The 25,783-nt window shown below is 69.6% G+C and carries 19 protein-coding genes and 1 pseudogene; all 20 read right to left on the bottom strand.

Annotated elements, in window-relative coordinates:
* Positions 1-1,412, bottom strand: a pseudogene (locus BSIN_RS16990) (hypothetical protein); the annotation flags it as partial.
* Positions 1,409-4,225, bottom strand: a complete 2,817-nt coding sequence (locus tag BSIN_RS16985; protein WP_089341371.1) for a putative baseplate assembly protein — start codon at positions 4,223-4,225, stop codon at positions 1,409-1,411. The gene BSIN_RS16985 and the pseudogene BSIN_RS16990, both read right to left, overlap by 4 nt.
* Positions 4,225-4,581, bottom strand: coding sequence for a GPW/gp25 family protein (locus BSIN_RS16980; protein WP_089341370.1), 357 nt, complete (start codon positions 4,579-4,581; stop codon positions 4,225-4,227). The genes BSIN_RS16985 and BSIN_RS16980 overlap by 1 nt, the downstream gene beginning before the upstream one ends.
* 48 nt (positions 4,582-4,629) lie before the next feature.
* Positions 4,630-4,953, bottom strand: a complete 324-nt coding sequence (locus BSIN_RS16975) for a hypothetical protein (protein WP_069234464.1) — start codon at positions 4,951-4,953, stop codon at positions 4,630-4,632.
* Complete coding sequence (locus tag BSIN_RS16970) at positions 4,953-5,474, bottom strand: phage baseplate assembly protein V (RefSeq protein WP_089341369.1); 522 nt, start codon at positions 5,472-5,474, stop codon at positions 4,953-4,955. The genes BSIN_RS16975 and BSIN_RS16970 overlap by 1 nt, the downstream gene beginning before the upstream one ends.
* Positions 5,471-6,598, bottom strand: a complete 1,128-nt coding sequence (locus tag BSIN_RS16965) for a hypothetical protein (protein WP_089341368.1) — start codon at positions 6,596-6,598, stop codon at positions 5,471-5,473. Before BSIN_RS16965 ends, BSIN_RS16970 begins: the two co-directional genes overlap by 4 nt.
* On the bottom strand, positions 6,595-6,969 hold the full coding sequence (locus BSIN_RS16960) for a LysM peptidoglycan-binding domain-containing protein (RefSeq protein ID WP_231935818.1): 375 nt from the start codon (positions 6,967-6,969) through the stop codon (positions 6,595-6,597). Before BSIN_RS16960 ends, BSIN_RS16965 begins: the two co-directional genes overlap by 4 nt.
* Entirely contained in the window at positions 6,966-7,628 is a 663-nt protein-coding gene (locus tag BSIN_RS16955; protein ID WP_069234467.1) for a hypothetical protein, read from the bottom strand. Before BSIN_RS16955 ends, BSIN_RS16960 begins: the two co-directional genes overlap by 4 nt.
* Entirely contained in the window at positions 7,625-9,250 is a 1,626-nt protein-coding gene (locus BSIN_RS26545; protein ID WP_256583839.1) for an eCIS core domain-containing protein, read from the bottom strand. The genes BSIN_RS16955 and BSIN_RS26545 overlap by 4 nt, the downstream gene beginning before the upstream one ends.
* Complete coding sequence (locus tag BSIN_RS16940) at positions 9,247-10,191, bottom strand: hypothetical protein (protein ID WP_089341367.1); 945 nt, start codon at positions 10,189-10,191, stop codon at positions 9,247-9,249. The genes BSIN_RS26545 and BSIN_RS16940 overlap by 4 nt, the downstream gene beginning before the upstream one ends.
* Positions 10,188-15,761, bottom strand: a complete 5,574-nt coding sequence (locus BSIN_RS16935) for an eCIS core domain-containing protein (protein WP_089341366.1) — start codon at positions 15,759-15,761, stop codon at positions 10,188-10,190. Before BSIN_RS16935 ends, BSIN_RS16940 begins: the two co-directional genes overlap by 4 nt.
* Positions 15,758-16,033: a hypothetical protein gene (locus tag BSIN_RS16930; protein ID WP_089341365.1), complete on the bottom strand. Its 276-nt coding sequence runs from the start codon at positions 16,031-16,033 to the stop codon at positions 15,758-15,760. The genes BSIN_RS16935 and BSIN_RS16930 overlap by 4 nt, the downstream gene beginning before the upstream one ends.
* Positions 16,030-18,243 carry an ATP-binding protein gene (locus BSIN_RS16925; RefSeq protein ID WP_089341364.1) on the bottom strand — a complete coding sequence of 738 codons (2,214 nt, stop codon included), beginning with the start codon at positions 18,241-18,243 and terminating at the stop codon, positions 16,030-16,032. The genes BSIN_RS16930 and BSIN_RS16925 overlap by 4 nt, the downstream gene beginning before the upstream one ends.
* On the bottom strand, positions 18,240-19,469 hold the full coding sequence (locus tag BSIN_RS16920; RefSeq protein ID WP_089341363.1) for a Pvc16 family protein: 1,230 nt from the start codon (positions 19,467-19,469) through the stop codon (positions 18,240-18,242). The genes BSIN_RS16925 and BSIN_RS16920 overlap by 4 nt, the downstream gene beginning before the upstream one ends.
* A gap of 53 nt (positions 19,470-19,522) precedes the next feature.
* The gene (locus BSIN_RS16915) at positions 19,523-20,353 is read right to left on the bottom strand and encodes a hypothetical protein (RefSeq protein WP_089341362.1); all 831 of its coding nucleotides are present in this window, start codon (positions 20,351-20,353) and stop codon (positions 19,523-19,525) included.
* Positions 20,350-21,165 carry a hypothetical protein gene (locus BSIN_RS16910; protein WP_089341361.1) on the bottom strand — a complete coding sequence of 272 codons (816 nt, stop codon included), beginning with the start codon at positions 21,163-21,165 and terminating at the stop codon, positions 20,350-20,352. Before BSIN_RS16910 ends, BSIN_RS16915 begins: the two co-directional genes overlap by 4 nt.
* 38 nt (positions 21,166-21,203) lie before the next feature.
* A complete protein-coding gene (locus BSIN_RS16905; RefSeq protein ID WP_069234475.1) occupies positions 21,204-21,734 on the bottom strand; it encodes a phage tail protein in 531 nt (176 codons plus the stop codon).
* A 12-nt stretch (positions 21,735-21,746) separates the two neighbouring features.
* The gene (locus tag BSIN_RS26540; RefSeq protein ID WP_089341373.1) at positions 21,747-23,750 is read right to left on the bottom strand and encodes a phage tail sheath C-terminal domain-containing protein; all 2,004 of its coding nucleotides are present in this window, start codon (positions 23,748-23,750) and stop codon (positions 21,747-21,749) included.
* A 602-nt stretch (positions 23,751-24,352) separates the two neighbouring features.
* On the bottom strand, positions 24,353-24,547 hold the full coding sequence (locus BSIN_RS16895; RefSeq protein ID WP_069234477.1) for a DUF3562 domain-containing protein: 195 nt from the start codon (positions 24,545-24,547) through the stop codon (positions 24,353-24,355).
* 273 nt (positions 24,548-24,820) lie between these two features.
* The gene (locus tag BSIN_RS16890; protein ID WP_089341372.1) at positions 24,821-25,591 is read right to left on the bottom strand and encodes a class I SAM-dependent methyltransferase; all 771 of its coding nucleotides are present in this window, start codon (positions 25,589-25,591) and stop codon (positions 24,821-24,823) included.
* Positions 25,592-25,783 lie beyond the last annotated feature (192 nt).

Raw genomic sequence — 25,783 nt, 5'->3', positions numbered from 1 at the left:
GCAAGCAGCCGCGGCGCCGCGTCCGACTGAGGGCCGAAGCTCGCCGGCACGGAACGCGCGAGCCGCAATGCGTTCGCCGGCTGCACCGAGGCCGGCGTCGCGAGCGCGCCGGCGATGTCGCCGAGCGTTTGCAGCGCGGTCGCCGGCGCGCTCGTCGGCAGCGCGGCGAGATGATCGACCGGCGGCGGCACGCCGGTCGATGTCGAACCGCGCGGCGGCGGCAGCGGCGCGAACGCGCGCGCGCCGAGGCTGATCCATTGCAGGCTGCGGATCAGCATCTCGAACCACGCCGCGAGCCGGGTGAAGCCGCGCGCCACGGCGATATCGCGCTTGATCGCGAGCCGCGACATGGCCGGCGCGACGATTTGATGCGCGGTCGCGACGGCGCCCGCCGAGCCGGCCGCCTGCACGGCGAGCAGATTCTGCGCGACCGGCGTGACGATGCCGATTGCGTCGCTGGCGAGTGCGCTCGCGGGAAACAGCAAGCGTGCCTTGTCGATATACAGCAGCAACTGGCGGACCGCCGTGCGCAGCGGCGGCACGTTCAGGCCGAGGCTGACCTGGGTGCGCGAGAACGCCGGCTGCGCGTCGACCGACGCGGCGAGCCGCAGATACTGCAACGCGGGCGTCTGCGCGTTCAGGTTCGCCGGCACGTTGGGCGCGAACACGAAGAAAAGCGCGTCGCCCGCGTTGATCTGGGTTGCCACGCCGTCGAGATAGACGGTGTCGATCACGTCCGCGCCGGTCACGAGAATGCCGCTCGTCTCCGGCAGCGGCGGCCCGTTCTTGAAATCGGCGAGCGCTTTCGCGGGCGAGATCACCTGCGGGCGGGTCGTGCGCGGCGCCAGCGTGTTCCAGACGTCGCGCGCGTCGAGATCGGCCGAGGTCTCGTAGAACTGCGGCAACTGCCCGGCGGCCGGCACGCTTTGCGCGCGCGTGCCGGCTGGCAGCACGCCACAAAAGCCGGCGGCGACGGTAAACGCGAGCCGCACGCTCGCCGCGACGCCGGGCCGCGGCCGGTAGCCGACCAGCCGCGCCAGCTCGAGCACCGAGCGGCGTTCGAGCGCGCTCGGCAAATAGCCTTCGTTCGCGTAGCGCGCCTGATAGAACGTCAGCACGTCGGCGACGATCGCCCACGCGTCGATGAACGCGATGCTTGGGTCCGACGGCTCGCGTGTCGTGAGCCGCGCGAGCGGGCGCAACGTGTCGGTGCCGCTGCCATTGGGCGACGGCACGTCGATCGTCAGTTGCGGCAGCCTTGCGAGCATGGTGTCGTAGAACGTCGCATAGCTACCTGCGCGGCAGCACAGCGCCGAACGGCCCGGCGGGTGGAGCTGCCCGCCCGCCACGCCTGCCGTGTTGGCGCAGCCGCATGAACTGGCGGGTTCGGCCGCCATTCGCGTCGTCGTCATAGTCCACCTCGGATCAGCAGCGTCAATCGGCCATGCCCCGGCGCGCGAGGATCGTCGTCGAGGCTCGCGATCTGCGCCGCGCCGAGCGCCAGCACGCCGTGCGCCGGCACGTGGTCGGGCGCGGCGCCCGGCGCGGGCGTGCCTGGCACATACGCGCAAAGGCGCGTGACGCGCACGTCGATCACGCCGTCGAGCGCCTGCGCGGCCGCGATGATGCGGCTCACGTACACGCGCTGCCCGAACGCGCGGTTGGCGGGCGCGAACATCGCGGGGCGTCCGCCGGGCAGCGTGCCGCTGCCGAATACGGCGGCGAGCGCCGCCTTCACGTGCGCGCGCTGGCACTGCGGCGTCACGCAGACCGCCAGGCCGAGATCGAGCGGCACGTAATCGGCCGCGGCAATACGCAAGTCGTGGCCGATGCGCCGATAGCGCGCGAGATACGCGTGCAGTTCGCCGGCGAGCGCGGCGTCGAGCGTCTCGCGATCGCGCGGATCGACGGCCACGCGCGCTTCGTATCCGCTGCCGCTCCAGCACAGGCTCGCCTGTGCGCCGAGCACCGGCTCGAACGGCGCCGCGCATCGCGCGGCTGGGCGCTCGGCGCGGCGGCGGGCGTTGTCGACGGCGAGCGCGGCGTAATCGTCGGCCGTAATCGCGCGTTCGAGCGTCGCGCGAAACGCGTGCGGGGCGAACATCCGCACCTCGGCGGCCGTCTCGGGCGCGGTGCCGCCCGTCGCGGGCAGCGGATTGCGCGGCGCGAGCCCGTTGGCATCGAACCGGTCCGACGTGAACACCAGATAGCGGATCGATTCGGCGCCGACGTTGCCGGCCGGACCGTTGCCGAGCCGGTAGTGCGCGGCGAACGACGCGCCGGCGTCCGGCGCGCGTCCCTCGACGCCGTTGCCGAAGCGCACATGCGCGATGCCGTCGTCATCGGTCTCGACGACAAACCGGCGATCGTCCGGGCCGCTGTCGATCAGATCGGCGGCGGGCGTCCAGACGATGGACGGGGCCGGCGGGGGGATGGAGATGGCGGTTGTATCGGTTGTGCCGGACGAATGGGTCGAATCCGCCGGATCGGACAGATCGGTTGCCTGGCCCGCATTGGCGCTCGGACCGCTCGCATGAACGTCGCGACGCGCGCTGTCCGCGCCGCCCGCGCCGGCCGGACCGGACGTTGCGCCGCCCGCGCCGTCGACGCCCGGCGCGGCCATGCCTCGGCCGTCGTATTGCGGGTTGGCGCCAGGCTGCGCATCGACCGGCGTCTCGATCAGCACGATTTGCGGCAATGCGCGGCGCGGCGCCTGCGCGATCAGATCGGCGGCGCAGCACGTGCGCGACAGCGGCTCGGCGAACGTGAGCGGCGCGCCGCCAAGCTGCGGCGCAAAACGCGCCGGCGTGCGTATGCGCCGCGGCGGCGCGCAATCGGTCGCGCATGTCGTGCAATCGGCGCCGGGCGGCACCCCGCCGAGCGTTTCCCCGACGCTCATCCCATGATCGACGAGCAGCACGTTGCCGCGTGCGACGCTGATGGCGTCGCGGCACCCACAGTCGGGCGCGGGCATCACGGCCGACAGGCATAACGCAAAGCGCAGCGCATCCTGCGTGCACCATTCGATCTCGACGACGGGACGCCCGCCCGCGTCGGCATCGTACAGCGGATCGACCGACGGCGTGACGCGCGTGAGCCTGACGGCCTGCCGGTGCGCCGGGTCGGCATCGGCCGCCTCGCCGGTGCGCGGGCCGAGCACTTCCTCGAAGATCAGCACGTCGCCCGGCCGCAAGTTCAACGCGCGGCGCGGCGCGCCGTCGGCGGGCAGCCACCGGTCGGCGAGCGTGGCGCGCGTCGCGCCGGCCGGCAGGCAGCACGCACCGTCGCCCCATGTGTAGAACGCGATTTCGCTGTGCGCGGCGCGCAACTCGACGGTTTGCGAGCGATCGGGCCAAAGCGGCTCGAACCATTCGACGCTGCCGGGCGGCGCGCCGGCCAGTTGCGACGCGCGCAGCGCCGGCGTGACCGACGCGTCGGGCGAGCCGGCAAACGCGGTGCAGAACGCAATGTCCGACAGATCGAGCGATACGTCCCGCGATGCGGCGAGGCACACCCATGCGCGCGCATTGCAGCCTTCGTGCATCGCGTAATCGACGAGCCGCGCATGACGGCGCAACGAAATGCGCAGCCGCGCGGTGTTCAGATACGCCTCGGTCGCGACGGCATCCTGGTAATAGCTGAGCTGGTCGCCCGCATACGCGAGCAGCTCGACGAGCATCACGCCAAGGTCCGGCGCATGCGACTCTTGCCAGTCAGGCATCGTCAGCGCGAGCCGGTCGGTGATCAGCCTGCGAAAGCTGTCATAGTCCTTCGCGAGATAGTCGATATCGGGCGCGGTGCGCGCGGCTGCCGCGCACGCGGGCGGCGCGCAGCAATCGAGATCGGACGGGCACGACGCGGCGAAGCTGAACGTCGCGCTCGCAAAGCGCGGATCGAAGCCCGCCAGCGGCGCGCCGCTGGCCGCATCCACGATCGACAGCGTGTATGTGCACGCATCGCCCGGCCGATCGACGTCGATTTCGAGCCAATCGTCGAACGCCGGATCGCTTTCGTGCACGAGCCGCAGCGCGGTGATCGTCACCGGCGCGCCGCCTTCGATGCGCAGTTGCTGCGCATCGAGGCTGGGCGGCGCCTTGCCGAGAAAATGCACATCGAGCGAACTCAGGCTCGCCCCCGTTTCGACGTAATCGATGCCGTAAAGCGCCGAGTGCCGCACGTCGTCGCGGCGGCGTTCGAGTTCGCATCCCGCTGCCGTGCCGTTCATCACGCGCTCCTCGCGAAGGTCTGCGCGACCGGCTGCTGCGTCGCGCGGATCACGTAATGGACGACGACGGCAAGCGTCGCTTCATCGGCGCTCACCGTCAGTTGCTGCAGGTCGATCAGATCGCCGAGATAGCGCTGAACGGCCGCCTGCGCGGTGAATTGCAGCGCCGCCGCGAGTTCGGCGCTATTCGGCGCGAACACCATCTGCAACAGCCCGCTGCCGAAATCAGGACGATTCACGCGCTCACCGGCCGACGTGAACAGCAGTTGCTCGATCATGCCGCGAATGTGATCGGCGTCGTCAGCCGACGCGGTGCGGCCCCGCGCATCGATGCGAAACGGAAAGTCGACGTTCATCGCGCTTCTCCGATGGCCGCGCCGTGCTCGCGCCGCCTGATGTGGCCTTCATGTGGCCGTCACGCGGGTCTGCGTCACCGCGACGATGAGCGGCGTGCCGCTCGGCGCGCAGACCGCTTGGCTGTCGAGCAGCAGCAGCGGCTGCCCGTTCGAGGTGACCCGTACCGCGCTCGTGACGAACTGCGCGCTCGCACACGGACCATTGCCGGACGGCGGCGGCGGGAACGCGCAGCCCGCCACCACATAAGGCGTGGCGACCGTCACGCTCGGCATGCCCATCACCGTCACGCGCGGATTCGGCATGGTCGGCTGCGCCTGCCCGCCGTGGCTGCAGGTGACGGTCGCGCCGACATGGAGCACGAAGCCGGGCATCACGTCACCATCAATGCGCCGGCGTTGATCGTCACCGACGGCCCGACGAGCACGATGCTCGCGCCCTTGCCGTTCTGGATGTAGATGCCGGTATCGTTGACGATGATGGTCGCACCCGTGGTGCTTTTCAGCATGATGCCGCCGGTGGGCCCCGGCAGATCGCTCACGACCACCGCGTTTTGCAGCGTGCTTTGCAGCACGATGTTCGGATCGCCCGGCACGCCGGCGAGCGCGAGCGCGGGCACCTCGGCCGCGTTGCCCCACCAGCCTCCCACCCACACCGGGTAGTCGGGGTCTCCGCCCTCGAATTGCAGCCAGACGCCCGCGCCGATCTGCGGCACCATGAACGCGCCCATCTGCTTGCCCGCGATCGGCGCGCACGGCATCGCCCAAGTCGACGGCGTGAGCCCGCCGACGTCCGGCACGATCGCCATGATGCGGCCCATCTGCATCGGATCGACATTGTTGACGACCGTGCCGCGATAGATGCCGTAATACCGGTTTGCCTTGCCTGCGCTCATACGCTCACCCTGCTGACTGACGATCCGGTGCCGCCGCGCGCGAGCGTGAAATTCTGCTTGTACTCGCCGCGTTTGATCTCGTGCGTGACGCTCTTCACGTAATAGAGCCCGTCGTAATACTGGCCGCCGCCGCGCACCGCGCAGAGCTGGCGCGCCTTGAACACGCGGCCGTAGCGCAGCACGTCGAGCTGGCCGCTCGCGCTCGCGACGTCCGTGCTCTCGAACAGCTTGCCGAGCGCGGCGAGCGCGGCGCCGATCGGGTCCTGGTTCGCGACCGGCTTGAGCTGCGTGAACTTCAGCGGCGTCGGCGCGTGAGCGGCCTGCGACGCCTTGAGCAGATCGATGCTCGGGATTGGGATCGGAATCGGGATCTGCGAGTTCTGCTCGATGATCGTCACCATGTAATTGGTCGCGAGCGTGCCGTCGTAGGAGAAGTTCAGCGAGTCGATCGTGGTGGTCCCGTCGAAATCGATGCTCAACGCGCTCTGCGTGCCGCCGACGAGCTTGGTCAGATCCGGGCCCCAGTACGCGAGGCTCGCGCCCGGCGTCGGGCCGGGGTCGAGATAGAACACCGCGCCGACGTCGCTCGCGAGCTTGGTCACGTAGCGGTAATCGGTGCCGTCCTGCTTCATGAAGCGCTCGATCGGGTTCTGGATCAGCGCGAGCAGCGGCGGCAGCGCGAGCGGCACCACGCCGAGCACCGCGTATTTCGCGAGAATCAGCTCGACGATCACGAACATCGGCATGGCCGGATACGGGATGCCGGTCAGATCGATCAAATCCATCAGCGCGCTCAGGTCGAGCCCGGTGATGGTCAGCGTGGCCTTGCCTGCCGCGTTGCTCGGCGTCAGATCCTGCTTGGTGACGACGCCGTCCATCAGCACCTCGGTCGCGCCGTTGACCGTCACCGCGATGATCACGCGTTGGCGCGGATCGAAAAATCCGTTCGCATGCAATTGCGCGAGCGGGCCGGCCTTGCTCCACGTGAACTTGAGCTGAAAGCCGCCCTGGTTGCCCACCGTCGTGCTGACCTGCACCGATACGAGCGCGTCGATCACGGCCTGCGGCACCGGGCTCGCGCGAAAGCCGCCCATCATCAGGCTCAGGTAGAAGCCGCGGTTCATAGCGCGGCTCCCGTCACGCCCGGCGGCAGGGCGATGCGCAGCACGCGGCCGGGCGTATGCGTCAGCGTCCACGGCTGCATCGCGCGGTTCGCGTCGGCAATGCGCCAGAAGAGCGCCGGATCGCCGAGGCACTGCGCGCTCACGTTGTCGAGCCGGTCGCCCTGCTTGACGGTGTACTGCTGGATCACCTGAAGCTGTTCCGGCCGCGGCGCGAAGCGGCGCTTCACGTATGCGACGCAAAGGCCGTTGTGCTCGATCGTCGCGAGTTCGAGCCCATAGTAGCGGCTGGTCGGCGCGAACAGCGACGTGTTGAGCGCGGTTTGCGCCAGCATCGCCTGCACCGGGTCGAGCAGCGGGTCGGTTGCGTTCATGGCAGCCCCCTGATGCCGAGATCGTTGAACGTGCCGTAGCGGTAAAGCTGCGCGAGGGCTTCCTTTTGCCGCTGGTAGGCCATGTACAGGCCGCCGCCGCGATCGGCGAAGAACAGATCGTCGATGCTCAGCACGCGCAGCCCGAGACTCACTTTCGCGCGCAGCGGATTGAGCTGCGGATCGAACGCCTCCTCGGTAATGCTGAATTCGGTCAGCCGCACCGGCACGATGCGCGCCGCGCTCCAGACGAACAGGCTCATCGGGGCGAGCACCGGCATGATTTCGAGCACGCCCTGTTGCGACAGCGCGTAGTTGTGTTGCAACGCCGCGCTCGACGGGTACGCGAGCATTTCGAGCGCGGCGAGCTGCGGCGCGATGCCGTAGCGCACCGTGTTCGGATTCTGGTCCGGATGCTCGAGCTGGTCGGCCGCGTCGATCTCCGCTTCCAGCTTGAAGATCTCCACCGGCGGGCCGGTGACGCGCAACGCCTCCGAGCGGTCGCCGCCCTCCTCGGCACCCTTGATTTTCAGCGTGCGCGTCAACGTATCCGGGTTGTACTGCATCACGACGATGCCGTTGGCGAGCACCGTGAAGCTGTCCGGGTCGAGCAGCACGATGCCGCCCTTCAGTACGCGCGGGGAACCGGGAAACGAACTCATGTCTGCCCCTGCTGACGATGCTGCGCGCGTTCGAGATGCTGCTTGAGCAGGCCCGCGCCGATGCCTGCCGCGAGCCCCGCCGCCGCGCCGATCAGCGCGCCGCGCCCGCCCAGCGCGAGCGCGCCGAGCGCGGCGCCGGCCGCCGCCCCCGCCGCGCCGAATAGAGCCGGCGTCAGGACACGGCCGAGCCATTTGCCGGCCGCCGATGCGCCGCGCCCGATCACCATGCCCGCATGCACGACGCCGCTGCCAATCCATGTGGCCGTTTCCGAGAAAAACCGGCCGGCGGCATGGAGGAACTCGCCGAGCGCCTCGGACGTGAACGTCACGCTTGCGCCGATATGGCGCTCGGGCGGATTGGGCGCGCCGGGCGCGTCGGCATGGGCATTGGGCGCGGACGGCCTCGCGCGGCCATGCACCAGCTCGCGCAGCAGCGGCGGCAGCTCGGAGGCCTTCGCGGCCAGATCGAACTTCAGCGTGATGCCGCGGCCGAGATCGAGGTCCGGCATCGCGGGCAGCTTCGGATCGTTCGCGGCGATGAACATCGCCCCCGCCGCCGTCACCCAGACGACAAGCGGCACGCCCTCCTGACTGAACACGTATTCCTTGACCGCTTTTTCCAGCTCGCGGCCGATTTGCGTGCGGCGGAATGTCTCGAACGCGGCTTCGAGCGCCTTGGTCGCGGCCTCGTCGTAGCGATTGCCCGGCGCGGGTGGCTTGCGCGGGTCCGGAATCGATGCGGGCTGCGGCGCGAACGCCGGTGGCGGCGACGCGAATGGCGGCGCGGCCGGTTTGCCCGCCGGCGCGCCGCGGGCGCCGGCCGACGACAGCGGTTTTTCGGCGGCGACCAGCCGATCGAGCACGTTCGGCAGCGTCGCTGCGGGTGCGGCGCCCGGCATCAGCCACGCGCGCACCTGCGCGTAGAGCGCATCGGCCGTCGCGAACGTCTGCGATGCGCTGACGGGCAGCGTTTGCGTGCCGAGAATCAGACGCAAGCCGTCGACGACGTTCGGCGTCAGCCGCAACGGCTGCTGTCCGCCCGACTGCGCAAGCCACATCTGCTTCAGAAAACCGTCGAGCAGCCGCTCCGATGCCGATTGTTTCGGCGCGAACGGACCGAACGGCTGCGGAGCCGCCAATGGCAGCGCGGGCGGCGGCGCGTCGCCCGCCTGCTGGTAATGGATGCCGGCGCGGGCGGCGTCGAGCGACGGCGCGCGGCCGGCCGCGAGATCGTGCACCGCGCGCTGGGCGCCGGTTTCGTCGCGATCGCCGGGTATGCTTGGCCGATGCGCATCGCCGCGGCCGCGGCGTTGCTGGACCACGTGCGCCAGCTCGTGCGCGACGAGACCGCGCCCGGCCGGCGTGTCGGGCGCGTAGCGGCCGGGCGAGAACGCGATGTGATCGCCTGCCGTCAGCGCGTGGGCGCCGCATGCGCGCACCGAACGCGCGTCGGTATGCACGCGCACGCGGCTGAAATCCTGACCGAAGCGCGGCTCCATGTACGCGCGCGTCGCGGCGTCGAGCGCACGGCCCGCCGCGCGCGGGATGCGCGGCGGTGCCAGCCGCGCCGGATGAGCCCGCGGCGCGGTTTTCGGCGCGCCGACCCGGTAGCGCGCGCTCATCGCTTCGCCTCGTTGCGTTGGGCGCGCCGCCGGTCGTCGTGCGTGCGTTTCGCGTCGAAGAAGCCCGCGTCGCCCCAGCGCAGCCGCAACGCGAGCAGACAAGGCTCGACCCAGCTTTTCGCGACCGACTCGCCGAGCAGATCCGCGAGTGTCACCCATGCGCTCGCGAGCGACCCGTAAGCGTCGGCGCGCTGGCCGAACGCGTCGAACAGTTCGGCCGACTCGACGCTCGCCGCGAAATAAGGCACCGGCGCGATCGCGTCGAGCGCGTTCGCGCGCGCCTCGCGTGCCGCGATGCGCGCCGCTTCCCAGTGCCCGGCCGCGCGCTCGAGGCGCGCATGTTCGACGCCGATTTCCGCGCACAGCTGCGCATCGCCCGGCACGGGCGGCGGCAGCGCCGCGCGCGCCGCGTCATAGGCGCCCGCGTTCGATAGCAGCCGCGCATGCTCGGTGCGCAGGAACGCGGCGATGCGCGGCGCGGCGAGCGCGCACGCGGCATCGAAATCGGCCGCGGCGGCGCCGAACGCGCGCTCGGCGATCCGGCACGCGGCGCGCGCACGCAGCAGCGCAATCGATGCGTCTGCGCCCAGGTGCGCGGCGCGCGCTTGATCGAGCGCGGCCCCGTAGCATTGCGCCGCGTCGTGCCAGCGGCCCGCTGCCTCGCTGGCTTCGGCCTGCCGCACCCGCGCGGCGACGGCGCTCGGCGCATCGTCCGGCAGCGCGGCGGCCGCTTGGCCCGCCAGCAGACTAGCGGCTTCGGCGTGCCCGAGCGCGCCGCGCAGCGCGGCGGCCAACTGCAGGCAGCGCGCGCGTTCGACCGGCTGCGCGGCCTGCTGGCCGGCAGCGTCCTCCAGCGCGCGGGCCGCGCCATCGAAATCGCCCTGGCGCAGCCGCGCAAGCGCGGCGTCGAGCAACGCATCGGCAGGCTCGCACGGGTTCATCGCTCGCGTACCTCCGTGATCCGATAGCCCATGTCGGCAAGGCGCTTGCGCGTCGCCTCAAGCGCATCCGAGCGCGCCTTCGCATGGCCGCGCGCCCAGAATTGCATGGCCGCCGCGAGGCTCACCGCCTGCTGTTCCTTCTGCTTCGCTTGCGCGGACAAGCTATTCGACGTTTGCTGCGCGCCCTTTTGCTGGTTCGACGCATCTTCCTTGCGCGCCTGGTTGTTTTTGTCGAAATCCTCCGTTGTATCCTTCGCGTCCTGCAATTGCTTCGACGATTGATCGGCTTGATCGCCGGTTTGCCTGATGGTTGCCGCATCGGCCTGGATGCCTTTGTCGCGCTCGGCCTGCTGCGCCTTCTGGTCGCTCATCGTCTGGTCCATCTGGTCGAGCTGGCCGAGAAACTTCGTCGCGTCGCTGTTCATCTTCAGCACGCCGTTCTTCACGCTCAGCACCGGGCCCGGCTCGTCCGGCAACGCGCGCGCAAGCCCCGTGAAACGCGCGAGACCCCGCAGCGGAACGGTCAGCGAGGTCAGCTTTCCGGCGCGGGACGCGTAGTCGTCGATCTTGCCGCGCGCCTTGTTCTCTTCGGCCTTCTTGCGCTCGTTTGCTTCGTCGCGCTCGGCGAGCGCTTTCTGATGCGCTTGCGTCGCGCTGATCGCGTCGCCCGTGCCCTGCTTCATGTCGGCGAGCGGTTTTTCGTTCTCCTCGTGATGCGCCTTTTGCTTGCCCATCATCTGCGCGAACTGTTCGGTCTGCGCGCGGGCCGCGAGCGTGTCGATGATCTGGTTGCGCAGGTTGACGAGATCGTCCGGCGTCGCGGGCGGCGGCTGGTAAGCCGGGTTCACGCGCTCGACGACGGGCTCGGCGGACGCGCTTTCGTCCGCGGCGGGTTCGGGCGCAGGCAGCGGCGCGGCGGGCGGCTTGGACGGCGCGGGCGACGTGGACGGCGCGGGTTGACGCGATGCGGCCGCCGAGCCGGTTTCGTCTTTCGACGGCGACGCGCCCGATGTGCCGCCGGTTTCGTTGGACGGCGACGCGCTCGGCATGCCGCCGGTTCCCTTGCCGCGCGCGCAGCTGTCGTTGCCGGCTTCCTGACTGGTCCGGGTTCCGGCTGCGGGCGCGGCGCCCGGCATGAGCGCCGGCGCCAGCGCAGACGGCGGCGTGATTTCGAGCGCTTTTGCCGCTGCGGCCATTGGCGTAGCCTTCGGCGCTTCGCCCGCGGCGGCCGATGGCGACGCCTGCGCAGATGGCGCGCCCGCCGCCGGCGGATGCGCGATATTCGGCTCACCGCCGGCAGCCGGATGAGAGGCCACGGACCCCGACGCCGCGGCAGGCGCGGGCGGCGCAGACGCGACAGGCCGCGACTTCGGCGCCAACGGCGGCAGGTTCGCCGGTTCGCCGGCCGGTTTGTCTGCCGTCACGGCTGGTGTGGCGTCCGTGGCGGGCTCGGCGGCACTGGCGGGCGCCGCGCGTGCCGGGCTCGGCGCAATCGGCGCGGGTGCCGCGCTGGCGGGCGTATCGCGGGGCGGCTCGGCCGATGCGGATGCCGATGTCGATGTCGATTCCGATTCCGGTGGCGCGGCAAATGCATCGGCAGGCACCGCCGCCTCCGGCGGCAGCGCTTGCGGCGTGGCATGGGCGTCGAAGGCATCGGAGGCGCCGGCAGGCTCGGCGGAGGCTTGCGCGGAAAGAGCGGGCGGCTGCTCGGACGGCGCGTCCACATTGGACGGCAGCGCATCCGAGGCCCCGGCCGGCATCGACTCGGCCGCTGACGTGCCGGGCGGCTCGTGCGTCGTGGATTCCGCCGCCGGCGTTTCTGTGGCAACCGGCATGGCGGGCGCATCGGCAGGTGCCGGCTGGGCCGACGGCGCGGCGGCGACCGGCTCGGCTTCGACGCCGGGCGCAGCCGACGGCGCATCCGGCGCGGCGGCGCCTTGTTTCGCGGCAGCCGCACCTTCCTGGCCGGCCGCGACAGGCTGCCCCGCCAGCTCAGGCTGTCCGGGTTTCGCGGCAAGCGGCGCATCGGACGCGGCAACCGGCGTCTCCTTCGCCGCCGCGCCAAGCGGCTGATCGGCCACCGGCTGGGCCGCCGCGGGCAGCGCCTGCGGCTCGCTCGGGGCCGCCGCGGACGCGCCCTTCGCTTTCGTCTTCGCCTTGGCCGCCTTGGTCGCCTTGGCCGTTTTGACGGTCTTGGCCGCGCTGGCCTTACCGCTCTTCGGCGTCTTCGCTGCGGGCGGGGCCGCCGCGGGCGCGGCCGGGCCCGCCGAGGCCTTCGCGTTTTTCGTACCGCGTTTGCTCCGTTTGAGCTTTGAGAAAGGCGTGATTTCGGAGACGGCCAGCCCGCCGGATTGCGTCTTGAATTCCTGTTTTTTCGCCACCTTGCCACCGCCCAGTTTCATATCGAGCGCTTCGTCGAACACCGCGGCGCCGCTCTTGCCTTTCAGTTTTTTCCATTTCCTCGGCGAGATCGGCTTCTTGGCGATGTTCAGATCGGACGTGCGTGCGCCCTTGGGTTGCCCCCCCGGTTCGACGCCGACCGAAATGATCTTGCCGTTGTGGAAGCCCGCCTCCGGCACGAGGCGGCGGCTTGCGTCGCCGAAGTGCCCTTCGCTCGCGCCCTTGCCCGCCAGCTTCGAGCGCCGTCTCACGTTCTTGAGCAGGATCTTGCCCGCCAGATTGCCTTGTTGCGTGCTGTATTTGAGCCTCAGTTCCCGCGCCTCCTTGGTGTTCTCGACCAGCTTGTCGAGCACTTCGCCAGTGGGCGGCGGCAACTCCTTGCCGCCGCTTTTCGCCTTCCTTCTGCCGGTTTCCAATTGCTTGCCCGCCTCGAACGCGGCCTGGCGCACTTCGAATTCCGCCACGTCGTGCGGATCGTTGACGGGTTTTGCCGCGCCGTCCTTCGGGGCCGATGAGGCCTTCTGGGCGTCGGCTGCCGCGGGCGGCTTGTCCGGTGCCGCGCTCGCGGGTTCAGACGGCGGCGCGGGCTTGCCCGGTGCCTGCGGTTGCGCTTGCGGCTCGTTGGCGGGCGATTTCGCCGGCTTGCCCGCCGACTCGGCGCTTCCTTTCGACGCCGCCGGTTTTTTCGCCGCTGGCTGCGCGGCCGGCGCGGGCGGCTCGGATACGGTCGATCCATCTGCCGTCACGGCTTGCTTGGCTTTTTTGGCGGGTGCGGATTGCTTGGCTGGGGCCGTTTGAGGCGTTTGCGCGTCCTTGCTTGCAGGGTCCGGCGCGTTGGCCTTTTTGGGGGCCGAAGCTTCCTTTGGCGTCTTGGGCGCCTTCGGGGTTTTAGGCGCTTTAGGGGCGGCTTTGGGGGGTGTAGGCGCGCCGCTCGCCGCTTTCGCGGGCTCGGCCGGCGAGGCGGCTGCCTGTTCCGCATTGGCATTCGAAGGCGTCGCGGCCTCCGGGACAGACTTGGGTTCAGGCTTCGGCGCGGCGTGGATTTCCAACTCGGCCGGCTTGCCGCCGGGCGTGCCCGGCATGGCAGGGCCAGTTGGCGGTTTCAGTTCGCCGGGCCGATCCGATGGCCGACTGCCCGGTTTGTCGACGGCGGGGCTTTCGACAAGCGGTTTTTCGACGGCTGGTTTCACGGCGGGCTCGCCCGCCGGCTTGATTCCGGGCAGATCGGCCGCCGGCGGCGTCGCGCTGGCAGGCTCACCGGCCGTCGGCATTTTTCCTGTGCCGCTTCCCCCGCCGGCAGGCAACGGCTCGCCGCGCGGCGCGGCACCGCCCGCCGGCACGGTCTCGCCGCCCGCCGCCGGTTTGCCGGCCGTTTTCGGCTCGCCGCCCGCAGTCGGCGGCTGCGCCTTCACGAGCGGCCCCTCGCCGCCGCCGGCTGGCGGATTCGGATGCGCCGGCAACTTCGGGGGGGGCTTCGGCGTGGCCAGATGCATGCCTTTTTCGGCCGCCTTCGCGCCCACCATCCCGCCGACGAAACCGGCCGCGCCGCCTGCCGCACCCTGAATCGCCTCGCCCTGCTTGACGACGTCGCGCGGGTCCGCGTCGCTCGCGAACGCGTGCAGCGCGCGAAATACGGTGATCAGCTCCTTGAGGACGATCGCGTTGATGCCGTCGAGCACCATCGTGCCCGCGCCGATCGCAAGCGAAATCGCCGTGAGCGTCGCCGCCATCGGCGACACCGCACCCGCCGTGGCAACCGCCGCGACCCACATGCCGACCGTGACCGCGCCCAGAATGCCCGCGATCACGTTCGCTACTTGCGTGGCGACTTCGATCACGTTGCTGATTGCCTCGATCGAGTTGGCTAACTGCTCATAGACGTCCGCGCCCTTGCCGAAATTCTCGATGGCGCGGCCGGTTGCCGACCAGTCGCGCTTGGCGAGATCGTAGCCCGCCATGACGCCGCCGATCACCGCGCCGATACCGGGCAGCGGCGTGAATTTCGCCGCCTGCGCGCCGAGCCGCACCGCGATCGTCACCGCCACCTTTTCGATGACTTTTTCGGCAACCTTCAGCTTCACTGCCGTCTTGGCGCCCTCGACCACGCCCTCCTTGAACGCTTTGGCCGCGCCCTCGCCGGCCTGATCCGCGATGAACGCGGCGCGCTCCTTCGAGCCTGCCGCGCCGACCATCTGCGCCGCCGCGCCCCAGCGCTCGTGCTCGGCCAGTTCGTCGTCGATCAACGCAAGCTCGCCGGTGGGCAATTCGCCTGGCGTTTTCGGCCCGGCGGCTGGCCCGGCAGCGGCCGTCGCCGGCTGCGGCGCCGGTTGGAGCGCGGCCGGTTTTGCCGGGGCGCCGGAAGGCGCTTGCGCGCGCGATGCGCCGGGCGGCTGCGCGGCCGGGACGCTGGCCGCGCCCGGCGGGGCCGATGCGCGCGCGCCCGTGGCGTCGCCGGATGGCAGATCGTCGGTCGGCAACGGCAGGTGCTTGCCGTCGAGTTCCGCGTCTTCGGCCGTCGGCGGCAGATCCGGCGCGGCGTCAGCCTTGCGCGACAGACGCCCGGCCACCCGCTGCGCGACATGCGCAAGCTCGTGCGCGAGCAGCCACAGGCCGTCGCGCGTGTGCGGCCGGTAAGCGCCCGCGGCAAACACGATGGCATCGCCGAATGCGAACGCGCGTGCGCGCAATGCGCGCGCCGCGCCGTGTGCGGCTGTGTCCGCATGTACGCGCACGCGGCTGAAATCGGCCGCGAACGCGCTGTCGCGGGACGCGAACCCGTCCGGCGCTTGCAGAACGCGATCGGCCGCGCGATCGGCCGCGTATTCGAGCGGATCGCTCGCGCGCGCGATGGCGAACGCGAGCGGCCGCCGGCCGCTCAGGCTGGCGTGTGCGGCGCCCGTCGGCCTGGCGCCCGCCGAATCGAGCACGGCCGATGCCGCTGGCGCGGCCGGTTGCGCGCCGATCCGGCGTTCGAGAAAACGCCGCACCGCCGGATCGAGCGGGCGGCCGGCGTCGCGCAGCGCGCGTTCGACGGCGTCGTTCAGCGGATGCACGCGCCGCGCCACCTGCCCGGGCCCGCCATCGCGCGCGCCCGGGCCCGCGCGTGCCGCCGCGCCGACGGCGGCGTTGCGGGCGAACCCCGGCGCGGCGGCGTGCGTGCGTGCGCTCATCGCCGCCCCCGGATACCGGCATGGAGCGCGCCGGCGATGCGCCGCCCGGTGGTCTCCGGCGTCTCGCCGCGCACGGGGCGAATGCCCGGTGCGCGCAGCGTCGGCGTCGCACCGGCGCGCCAGCCGTGCGCCTCTGACGCATCGAACGCGCCGGGCGCGCCGACCAGCCGCGCCAATTCCCGCTCCAGCGCCGCGCACAGGCGCGCGCGATGCCCCGGTTCGTTCGCGATCCCGTCCAGCACCAGGCGCTCGATACGCACGACGATCTTCATACGGCGGCCTCCGACCAGCGGAAATCGGTCTCGTTGACGGGCCGGTCGAGTTTGCGAAACTCGACGCGCGCCGCATTGAACACGATCGGCATCGTGACGGCGGTGCCGGCGCGCGCGGCCTGGAAGGCCGCATTCACCGCGATCACCGCGATATGGCCGCCCGTCAGATTGAGCCGCGCGAGCCGCGCGTAATCGAGGCCGGCGAGCGGCGTGTCGCTCGGAAATGCACGCCGCCACATCTGCTCGCGCTCGGCTGCGCCCGGAAACGGAAAATCGACGATGAAGCGCAGCCGGCGCAGAAACGCCTGGTCGAGCGCGGCCTTCATGTTGGTCGCGAGCACCGCGAGCCCGCGATACGACTCCATGCGCTGCAACAGATAATTGATTTCGATGTTGGCGTAGCGGTCGTGGCTGTCCTTCACTTCGGTGCGTTTGCCGAACAGCGCATCGGCTTCGTCGAAGAACAGGATCGCGCCGCCGCCCTCGGCCGCATCGAACAGCCGCCTCAGATTGGCCTCGGTCTCGCCGATGTATTTACTGACGACCGCCGACAGATCGATGCGGAACAGATCGAGGCGCAGATGATTCGCGAGCACCTCGGCCGCCATCGTCTTGCCGGTGCCCGTGGCGCCCGCGAACAGCACGCTGATGCCTAGGCCCCGGCTCATGCGCGCGGCGAATCCCCAATCGCGGTAGACGGTGCCGCGATGGCGCACCTGATCGGCAATCTGATGCAGCAGCTCGTGTTGCGCCGCGGGCAGCACGAGATCGTCCCAGAGCGCGTTCGACACGATGCGCCGCGCAAGCAAATCGAGGCCCGGGCGCGTGAGCGCGCGGGCCGCATCCCACAGGCGCTGGTCGAGCGGCGGCTCGGCGGGGGCGCACGCCCCCGTCTCGCGCTGCGCGAGCGCGCCGATCGCGGACGGGTTCAGATCGAACTGCTCGGCCAGCGTATCCGCGAGCGCCGCGCCGATCTCGGGCGATGCCGCGCGCCAATAGGCTTTCTGCTCGCTCGCGCTCGGCCGGTCGATCTCGATTGCAAGCGGCGTTTGCGCGACGTTCGGCCACAGGTGCCGGGTCGCGACGAACACGCCGCCGCCGATGCGGCTCAGCAACGGATCGATGATCGTCTGCAAGCCGTCGGCTTGCTCGGCGTCGATATACAGCATGACGGGCAGCAGCACGCTTTCGCGCCGCCACAGCCGGGCGAACGCGTCGAGTTCGCCCGGCGCGGCGGGCAGCATCGCGCTGTCGAGCCGGTACGCTTGGAGCCCGAGCGCGCGCGCGGCCGTGGCGGCAACGGCGCGCTTGCCTGCCGGATCGGCGCCGAGCAGCCAGACGGTGGGCACGGTGCTGTCGCTATCGTTTTCGCGGGCGCTCGCGGCCGCCACGATCGTCTCGACCGCCGCGCGCTGCGACGCCGGCAGCGCGTCGAGGTCCGCATCGCGCGCCGCGTCTTGGCCGGGCGCAGCCCCGGCGGCGGCCGGCGCAGGCGGTGTGGCAAGCGGCACTGTAAGCGGCACAATGAGCGGCACGACAAGCGGCGCGAGCCGGTCGTCGACGCACGTGACGCCCTTGATGAAATTGACGATCCGCTCGTCGGCGCGCAACGGGCTCGACAGCAGCGTGCCATTGCCGGCGCCGATCTCGACGAGCCGCCAATACCGCAGCGCACGATCGGGCGACAGCGCGTCCCATCCGCCGTGGTCGAACAGATGCAGCGCGAGCGCGAAAGTGGGATAGGCGAGCGCGCGATCGCCCTGCGCTGTCGCGCACAGGCCCGCGATCGACGTGTCGAGTTCCATGGCCGCGCACAGCAGCAGCACGTCGCGCTCGAACGCGCCGAGCCCGAAGCGCTGCGCGATCAATTCGAGCGCGCTCGGCAGCCGAGGGGTTTGTGCGTCCAACGCATCCGTTGCATCGGCCGCATCGTGCGCATTTGGCGTACCCGACCCATCGTCCGGCGGCCGGGGCGATGCTGGGGGCGCGCTCGCCGGCGGCGAGATCGGCAGCGCATTGGGTGAAGCGCCGCCTGCCCCTGCGCGCCGATGCCAGAAACCGAGCAGAGGCCGCCGCTCGCCCGCGCCGGACGGCGCAACGGCGCTCGCGCCCGCCTGCGGCGGCGCGCACCGCTGCAGACGCTCGCGCAGATTCGCGAGCGCATCGCTCAGATACCGCGCATTCGCATCGAGCCATTCGCTTTCGGTCATGTCACGCTCACCTTTTGCGAGGGATCGAACACCGGCGGCGTTTGGCTGCGATCGACGAGCAGGCTATCGACGCCATCGACGCGCAGCCGCACCCAGTAATCGCCCGTCGTCATGCCTGCCGCATCGAAGGTGAGCGTGCCGGTTTGCAGCGGATGCGCGTTCGCGACGATTTCGTTCGCCCCCAGCATCAGCGACGCCCGCTGGCCCGGCCACACTTGCGGCGACACGGTGACGGTATAGACGATGTCGCCCGGCGCGGCGCTCGCGGGCGCGATCGCGAGCGAAGGCGCGAGCGCAAGCGTCAATTGGTTGGTCTCGCGCCGGAACGTTTCGCCGGGCCGCTGCACCAACACGCTGACCATATAGAAACCCGCCGGCCACAGCGCGGGCTGCAACGGAATCGTCACGCTCAGCTGCGTCGACGTGCCGCCGGCGTCGGGCGGCACGTCGACCGGCGCGCTCCACAGCGGATGAGCGAAGCGCACGCCGACGTTCGTGCCGTCCAAGTGCACGCCGCTTAACGTGAGCGTCGCGCCGAGCGGCGCGGCGCTCTGCCGGTTGGGCGGCGCGAGCGCGGTGAGCGTGGGCAGCGGCGGCGTCAGATCGGCTTGCGACGCGATGCCCGAATCCTGCGCGCCGCGCGCAAGCACCGGCAGGCCCGCGCGGGCCGCGCGCGTGCTTTCGATCAGCGCGACGCCGACTTCATAGGCGACCGACAGCCGGTATTGCATCGCGAAGCCCGTCCACAGCTTCGACAGCTCGTCGATCGTCAGCGGATGGAACGTGATGCGCACCCGCTCGATCTGCTTGTCGAGATCGCTCGGCGGCAACGCGGCGCTCGCCGCCGCGATTTCGGCCGCGCTCAGCACCGGATGATCGTGCAGCACGCTCATCGCGCAGCCGAGCAGCGCGTGGCCGTTCGGCTGCGTGGCATCGTCGTTCGCGCCGAATGCGGTGATCAGGTAATACAGATTGAGCGGCAGCGGCGGGATCGATACCTCGCCGGGCTTGACTTGCCGCGGCATGTCCGCGTTGGTCCATGTCGCGTTGCGCACGACCATGTAGAGAAACAGGTTGAGCTGATTGTTGGTGTTGCTGCCGCGCGCCTTGTCGAGCGGCAGGATCGTCACCGTCGTATCGTTCAAGCCGGGCTGCGCAGTCGTGCTTTGCTGCAGGATCGACTGCAGCGTGGCGGTGATGGCGGCGATGGCGTTCGAGTTGCTCATGGCGGTGGCGTGTGGGCGGCAAGCGGCGTGATGAAGAAGCGATAGGCACAGCGTCATCGCCCGCCGTGGCGGCGCAGGTATTCGTCGAGCGTCATCGCGCGAGGCGCACCGTGCGCGTCGTGCGCACGGGACGCGTTCGACTGAGGCGTCGCGCGCACTTCGACGCGGCCGATGTTGACGACGACCGTCGTTTCGGCACGCGCGCCGCGCGACGCGGCGTCGAACGCGCGTGGCGGCGCGTGCGCGGCAATCGGGTGCGGCGATGCCGCCAGAGCTTGCGCCGATGCGTGGACGGACGTATTCGCAGGCGTCGCGCGCGCGGGCTGCGCGTGGGGGACCGTGCGCGCCGGTCGGACAGAAGCCGGATCATGCGCGTCCGGCATGGCCGCGGCCGAGCGCGGCGCATGCGCGATCGGGTTGTCGTCTGCCGCATGATGATTCGGCGAGCGAAACGATTGAAGCGGCTCGTGCTCGTCGCTCGGCGCGGCGCGTTGCGTTGGCCGCCCGGCGAAGCCCGCAGCCGGCGTCACGGCGCTTGCCGTATCCGCTTGCCATGCCGATTGCGCAGGCTCGCCGTGCCCGCGTGCCGCACTCGATGCCGATGCCCGCATGCGCGGCGTGCCGAATGCGTCGAGCGCATCCGCGCCGCCCTCGCCGCGCCCCGGCTCCGGCTGTGCCGCCGCGCGCGGCTCGCCGGATGGCCGCGAACCGTCGCGCGCGCCGTACATTGCCGGTTGCGGCGCGCTTGCATCTGCCTGTTGCGGCGCAGCCGGCGCGAACGCATCGGGCCAGCCCTCGAACCAGGACCGCAGCCGCGGACGCGCATGAACCGGCGCGGCATGCCCGCGAGCGCGCGAAACCAACGTGACGAGATAGCCGTTCATCCGAGCACCAGGCTCAAGTACGTCGCGCGGCGCGCGGGGCCGAGCGACAACACGTCATGCTCGCGCCAGCCGTAGGCGCACGCGAGCGTATGGATTTCCCATAGCGTGCGCCCGGCCCATGCGTCCAGCTCCGACCAAAGGTAAGCCACGATATCGAGCGGCGCATGCGAGCGCGCGCCGCACGCCGAACAAATCGCCGCGAGCCGCAAATCGGCGTGCGGATCGGCATGCGCGAGGTGTTGCGCGGCATCGTCGAGCACATCGTCGGACAATGCGGCGATGTCCAACGGCTCACCGTCGCGCCGCGCCGAAACGATGCAGCCGCGCAGCAGCGCGCGCGCCGCGGCTTCATCGCCGCCGTCTTCGCCGGCGTCGTGCGCGGCCGTGCGCAGATCGCCGCTGTCGGGGGGGCGCATGCGCAGCTCGATGCCATCGCCGCGCCGCCACGCGAGCGGATCGTGCTCGAGCGCAGGCGGCAGCGCCGCGAGCAATGCGTCGATCGGCACGTCGAGTTCGAGTGGCTCGCCGCAGGCGTCGCACGATGCGAGCGCCGCGAGCCGCGCGCCGAACATCGCGCGGCGCAGCGCGAGCAAATGCCGGTCGCGCTCGCCCAGGCTCGTCGAGATCAGCGCCCGTTCAGGCCAGTGCGGGCAAGCCAGCGACAACAGGATCAGCCCGCGTTCGACGGCATCGCACGCGCGGCCGCGCTCCCAAGCCTCCAGCATGTCGGCCGCGGCGGGCGCGATCGCCGCATAGGGGGCGGACGCACCGGCGCCGGCCATCGGCGGACGATCGACTATCGCATGCGCCATTGCGCACTCCGTCATCGAGAATAAGGGGCGCCGCGCGCTCAGCCGAGCGCAGGCGGCGTGAAGCTCGGCTCAGTCGGTTCGGAAACCGAAACGTCGCGCTCCCACCCTTCGTTCTCGAGCTTGATATGCTGGATCGCGACCGCGTTCGCGTTCGCATCGAGATCGGGCAGCGCCTGATATTCGGACACCCAGCAGCGGTACACCTTATAGGTGATCGCCAGCTGGCCGGCTTCGTTATACAGCTCGATCAGGATGTCCTTGCGGAAATCCTTCAACGACACTTCGGTGCCCAGCCCGTGATTGACGCTCCACACCTTGCCCGCCCATGCTTCGAACTCGGCATCGTGCGTGACGCCGCGCTCCAGCGTGATCGCTTCGAACTCGGTGCGCCCAGGCGATTTGCGGCTCGTCGACGCATCGCCCCCCTCGCGGTGCTTGACGACCTCGGTGGTGCGCTTGAGCATGCCGACCTTGCTGACGCCGGCGACATATTTGCCATCCCACTTGATCCTGAACTTGAAGTTCTTGTACGGATCGAAGCGCTGCGCGTTGACGGTGAATTCGGCCATGATGATGCCTCCTCAGCTCGCCAGTTGTCCGGCGATCTGCTGGACGGTGATCACGACGAACTCCGCCGGCTTGAGCGGCGCGAATCCGACGACGATGTTGACGATTCCCTGATCGATCGTCACTTGAGGATTCGTGCTCGCGTCGCACTGAACGAAGTACGCCTGCTGCGGCGTAGCGCCCTGAAACGCGCCCTGCCGGAACAGCGTCTGCATGAACGAGCCGACGTTGAGCCGGATCTGCGCCCAAAGCGGCGTATCGTTCGGCTCGAAGACCACCCATTGCGTGCCGCGAAAAAGACTCTCCTCGATGTATAGCGCAAGCCGCCGGATCGGAATGTACTTGTAATCGTCGGCGATCTGATCGGCGCCCTTGAGCGTGCGCGCGCCCCAGCAAACCGGCCCGGTCTGCGCGAAAACGCGCAGGCAATTGATCGCGAGCGGATTGAGCACGCCGTTTTCCGGATCGGTCAGCGTGTACTCGAGCTTGCGCACGCCGGCAAGATTCGCCTCGGTGCCCGCGGGCGCCTTCCATACGCCGCGCGCGGCGTCGGTGCGCGCCCACAGGCCCGCGACCGTGCCGCTTGGCGATACCTGGCGCGGCCGGTAGGCGTTGATCGGATCGGGAATATCGACGCGCGGAAAATAGAGTGCGGCGTTGCGGCTGCGCAGCGTCGCGTTCGCGTCGAGCCACTGCATGATCGCGGGCACCGTATCGCGGTTCGCATCGGCTTGCGGCACGTCGAGCAGATACATCGCGCGCCGCGCCGTGCACAGCTCGATCGCGCCCATCGCAACGGCCAGCGCCTGATCGTCGGGCAGGTTCATCGTCGCGGGCACGCTCAGAATGTTGAACAAATCGACGTCGAGCAGCGCCTGCATGCCGGTTTTCTTTGCCGCGTCGCCCAGCAGCCCGCCGGCGAAGCCGGCCGCGTCCGCGTTCATGTCGAGCGTGCCGTCGCTGCCCGCTTGCTGCACGCGTGCCGGCGGCGTTGTCGTCGACGTCGGATCGACGGGCAGAAACTGATCCTGCACGGCGGCGCCACCGAGCGCGTATTGTTGAACGTTCTGGTCCGTGGGCTGGAAGCCGAGCTTTTTCGCGAGGCCATCGGCGCTGTTCGACAGGCCGACCACGTCGCTGGCCACCGGCGTGCCCGCCTTCACCACCAGATACTGCTGCGCCGGCGACAGCCGCACCACGCCGACCGTCGCGTTCGCGAGCGGCTTGGCGCCGTCCTTGGTCAGGCCGCGCAACAGGCCTTGCAATTTCTGCGCGAGCGCGTCGATCGTCGTCGGCGCGGGATCGCCCAATGCGTCGGTGGTGCCGAGTGCGTGGCCGCTCAACGTCACGTCGACCGTGTCGGTCTTCGCAAGCTTCAGCGCGCCGATATCGCCGATCGTGCCGCTCACGGTGCCGGTGCGCGCGGGGCGCTTGCCCTGCCCGCTCGCCGATGCGGCAAGCCGAATCAGCTGCGATCCGGCATTGACCGTGGCCACCGCGTCGTTTGCTTGGCCGGCCGAAACGATCAGGTTGCGGAACGTTTCGCTGGCGGCCGCGCTGCCGTCCGGATTGAGCTGCGTGACGCGCAGGTTGAACTGCGTGCCGGGGTCCGCCGCGGCGTAATCGATCTCGATGCGCAGGCCGTTGCCGCTTATGCCAGCGCTGGCCGCGGTCGCAGTCAATACCTCCTGCGCATCGCCCGGCGCGGCCGCCATCGCGATCGCCGCCGCCACCGCCGCGTTGCCCGGCGTAACGGACGACACACGCACGACGTAGGCTTCGGTGCCGCCGTTCAAAAAGAACTGCTGAATCGCGTAGCTCGCTTCGCTACGCGCATCGAGGCCGCCGAACTGGCGCTCGAAATCCGCGAAGCTGAACACTGGCACGGCCCGGTTCATCGGTCCCGCGGCAAAGAAATCGACGAACGCGGCAATCGACGTTGCAACGCCGGCGATCGTGCGCACGCCGCTCGAAATTTCCTGCACGTAGACGCCGGGATAGGTGACGGCAACAGGCATCGCACACCTCCATTCGAACTCGGCGCCCATGCAGCCCACCCTGCGGACGCCGTACAGCGCTGATGGTTCAAGCAGCCAGCCCGGCTTACCGGCGCAGGCCAACGGACAACGGATCGTTACGAAGCGAGCGGATCGATTCGCAAGACAACGGCCCGTTCGACAAGGCGGCCGGCACTGGCACGCGTTTCCCCCATCTTCGCGCGGCGATGCGGCGAAGCAGTGAATTGTCGCAACGGGTTATCGAAGGAATTGGGATGACCAGAGGCCCGAGACCGAATGAGCGACACGGTCTGTTTTGATGCAGCGACCATCCCATACATGATGGGCCCCTTGAGCAAAGCAGCTATCGATCGATGCCGCGGCAGCAGCGATGCACGGCATGCGGTTTTGAAATTAAGCTAGGCGGCGGGCTGTGAATAGTCAAGAACGATCTGCCGGGCCGCAGACGTCCGTGCAGCGTCATCGATTCGACATCGTCGAGAATTCGGATAGTTGGGATGTCGAATCAACTCGCGCTGAATTCGTGGTTACGTATTCAGCGTTTAACTTAATCAGGCATCAGCGCCCGGCGACGACGCGCCGCGCATGCGATGGCGCCCGGCTCAATGCGCTTGGTCGCGCTGCCGCAGTGTCTGCCTGACGCGCTTGGCGACGAGCACGGTCAAATAATCGCGAATCAATGCGCCCTCGCTGTATTGCGCGAGCGTTTCTTCATACAACCGGAGCACCGCTTCAGCGGGCGTGTGCGTTTCCAAGGCGATCGCCTGAACGACTTCGTCGACGCGGTTCTGGACCATGTTTGCTCTCAGTGGGGGGAGGAAAACGGACAAAACGGCATGGGCGCGGACGCTCATTGAAAGACAGACAAAATTCCATGGCCAATTGAATGCACCTATGAGCGCGCCATACGTGTGACGAATGATCTATTCGAACAAGTCAGACGAAAGCGAACACGATCGACGCACGCGCGATGCCCGCCGGATATCCGTGCGTCACGCGCATCGCATGCAAACATCGGAGAGCAACGTCGTGCACGCGCCGGCCGTTTGCCGAATCGGCCATGCGCCGGTTCAGGTTCCCGCGCGCGTCGCCGCGAGGAACAAAAACGGCGGACGGCGGCACTCCGACTCGAGATCGGGCCGCACCGCCAGCGCTTCGGGCACGGGCGCGGGCTCGCCGAGATGCGTGAGCGTGAAGCCCGCTTTGAGCAGCGTGTTCACGTAGGTCTCGATGCTCCGGTGATATTTGACCACGCCATCGACGAACCAGCGCGTGTCGCGCCGCCCCTCCTGCCGGTAGCGATCGACAGGCCAGTGCTGTTTGCGGCCGTCGTCGTCGCGCACCCAGCCGGCCGGGTACGCGGTGCAGACCGGATGTTCGACCGAAAACACGAAACGGCCGTTCGAGCGCAGCGCCTCATAAACGCGGGAGACAACGCCTGCGTAATCCTCGACATAATGCAGCGCAAGCGACGACACGACGAGATCGAACGCGCGCGCAGGCGCATGGTAGGTTTCGATCGAGCGCTGCAAATAGACGATCGCGTGGTCGTCGGAACGCTCGCGCGCGGCCTCGAGCATGCGCGACGAAATGTCGATAGCCGTGACCGATGCCGCGCCATGAGCCCGCGCGTAGCGGGCGAAATCACCGAAGCCGCAGCCAAGATCGAGCACGGCAAGGCCCGTCAGATCCGGCAGCAGACGCTTGAGCGCGGGGAACTCGAGTGCGCCGTTCAGGCCGGTGTCGCCTTGCCGCAACGCGCGATAACCTTCGAAGAAAGAAGCGTCGTCGTAGATATTTTGCGGGGCGCTATGGCGCATGACATGGGGATCGCTGCTCACGATGAACGCTCCTTGATGACGTTGATGGCAAGTCGATTGCAACCGGCGAAAAGGCCCGCGGAAAACCCCTCCGCCGCGACACCGTGGGACGCAGGCGACGCAATCCGGCGCCGTGCCTGGCCAGCCGAATCGCGGCTCCGACGGCCGGATTGTATCGCTGTCCGAATGAATTGCGCAGTCTCCCGCAGTGTC

The organism is Burkholderia singularis (assembly GCF_900176645.1).
Taxonomy (GTDB): domain Bacteria; phylum Pseudomonadota; class Gammaproteobacteria; order Burkholderiales; family Burkholderiaceae; genus Burkholderia; species Burkholderia singularis.
Note: the sequence above shows the minus strand (reverse complement) of the source record. Positions and strands in the feature narration are given on the sequence as shown.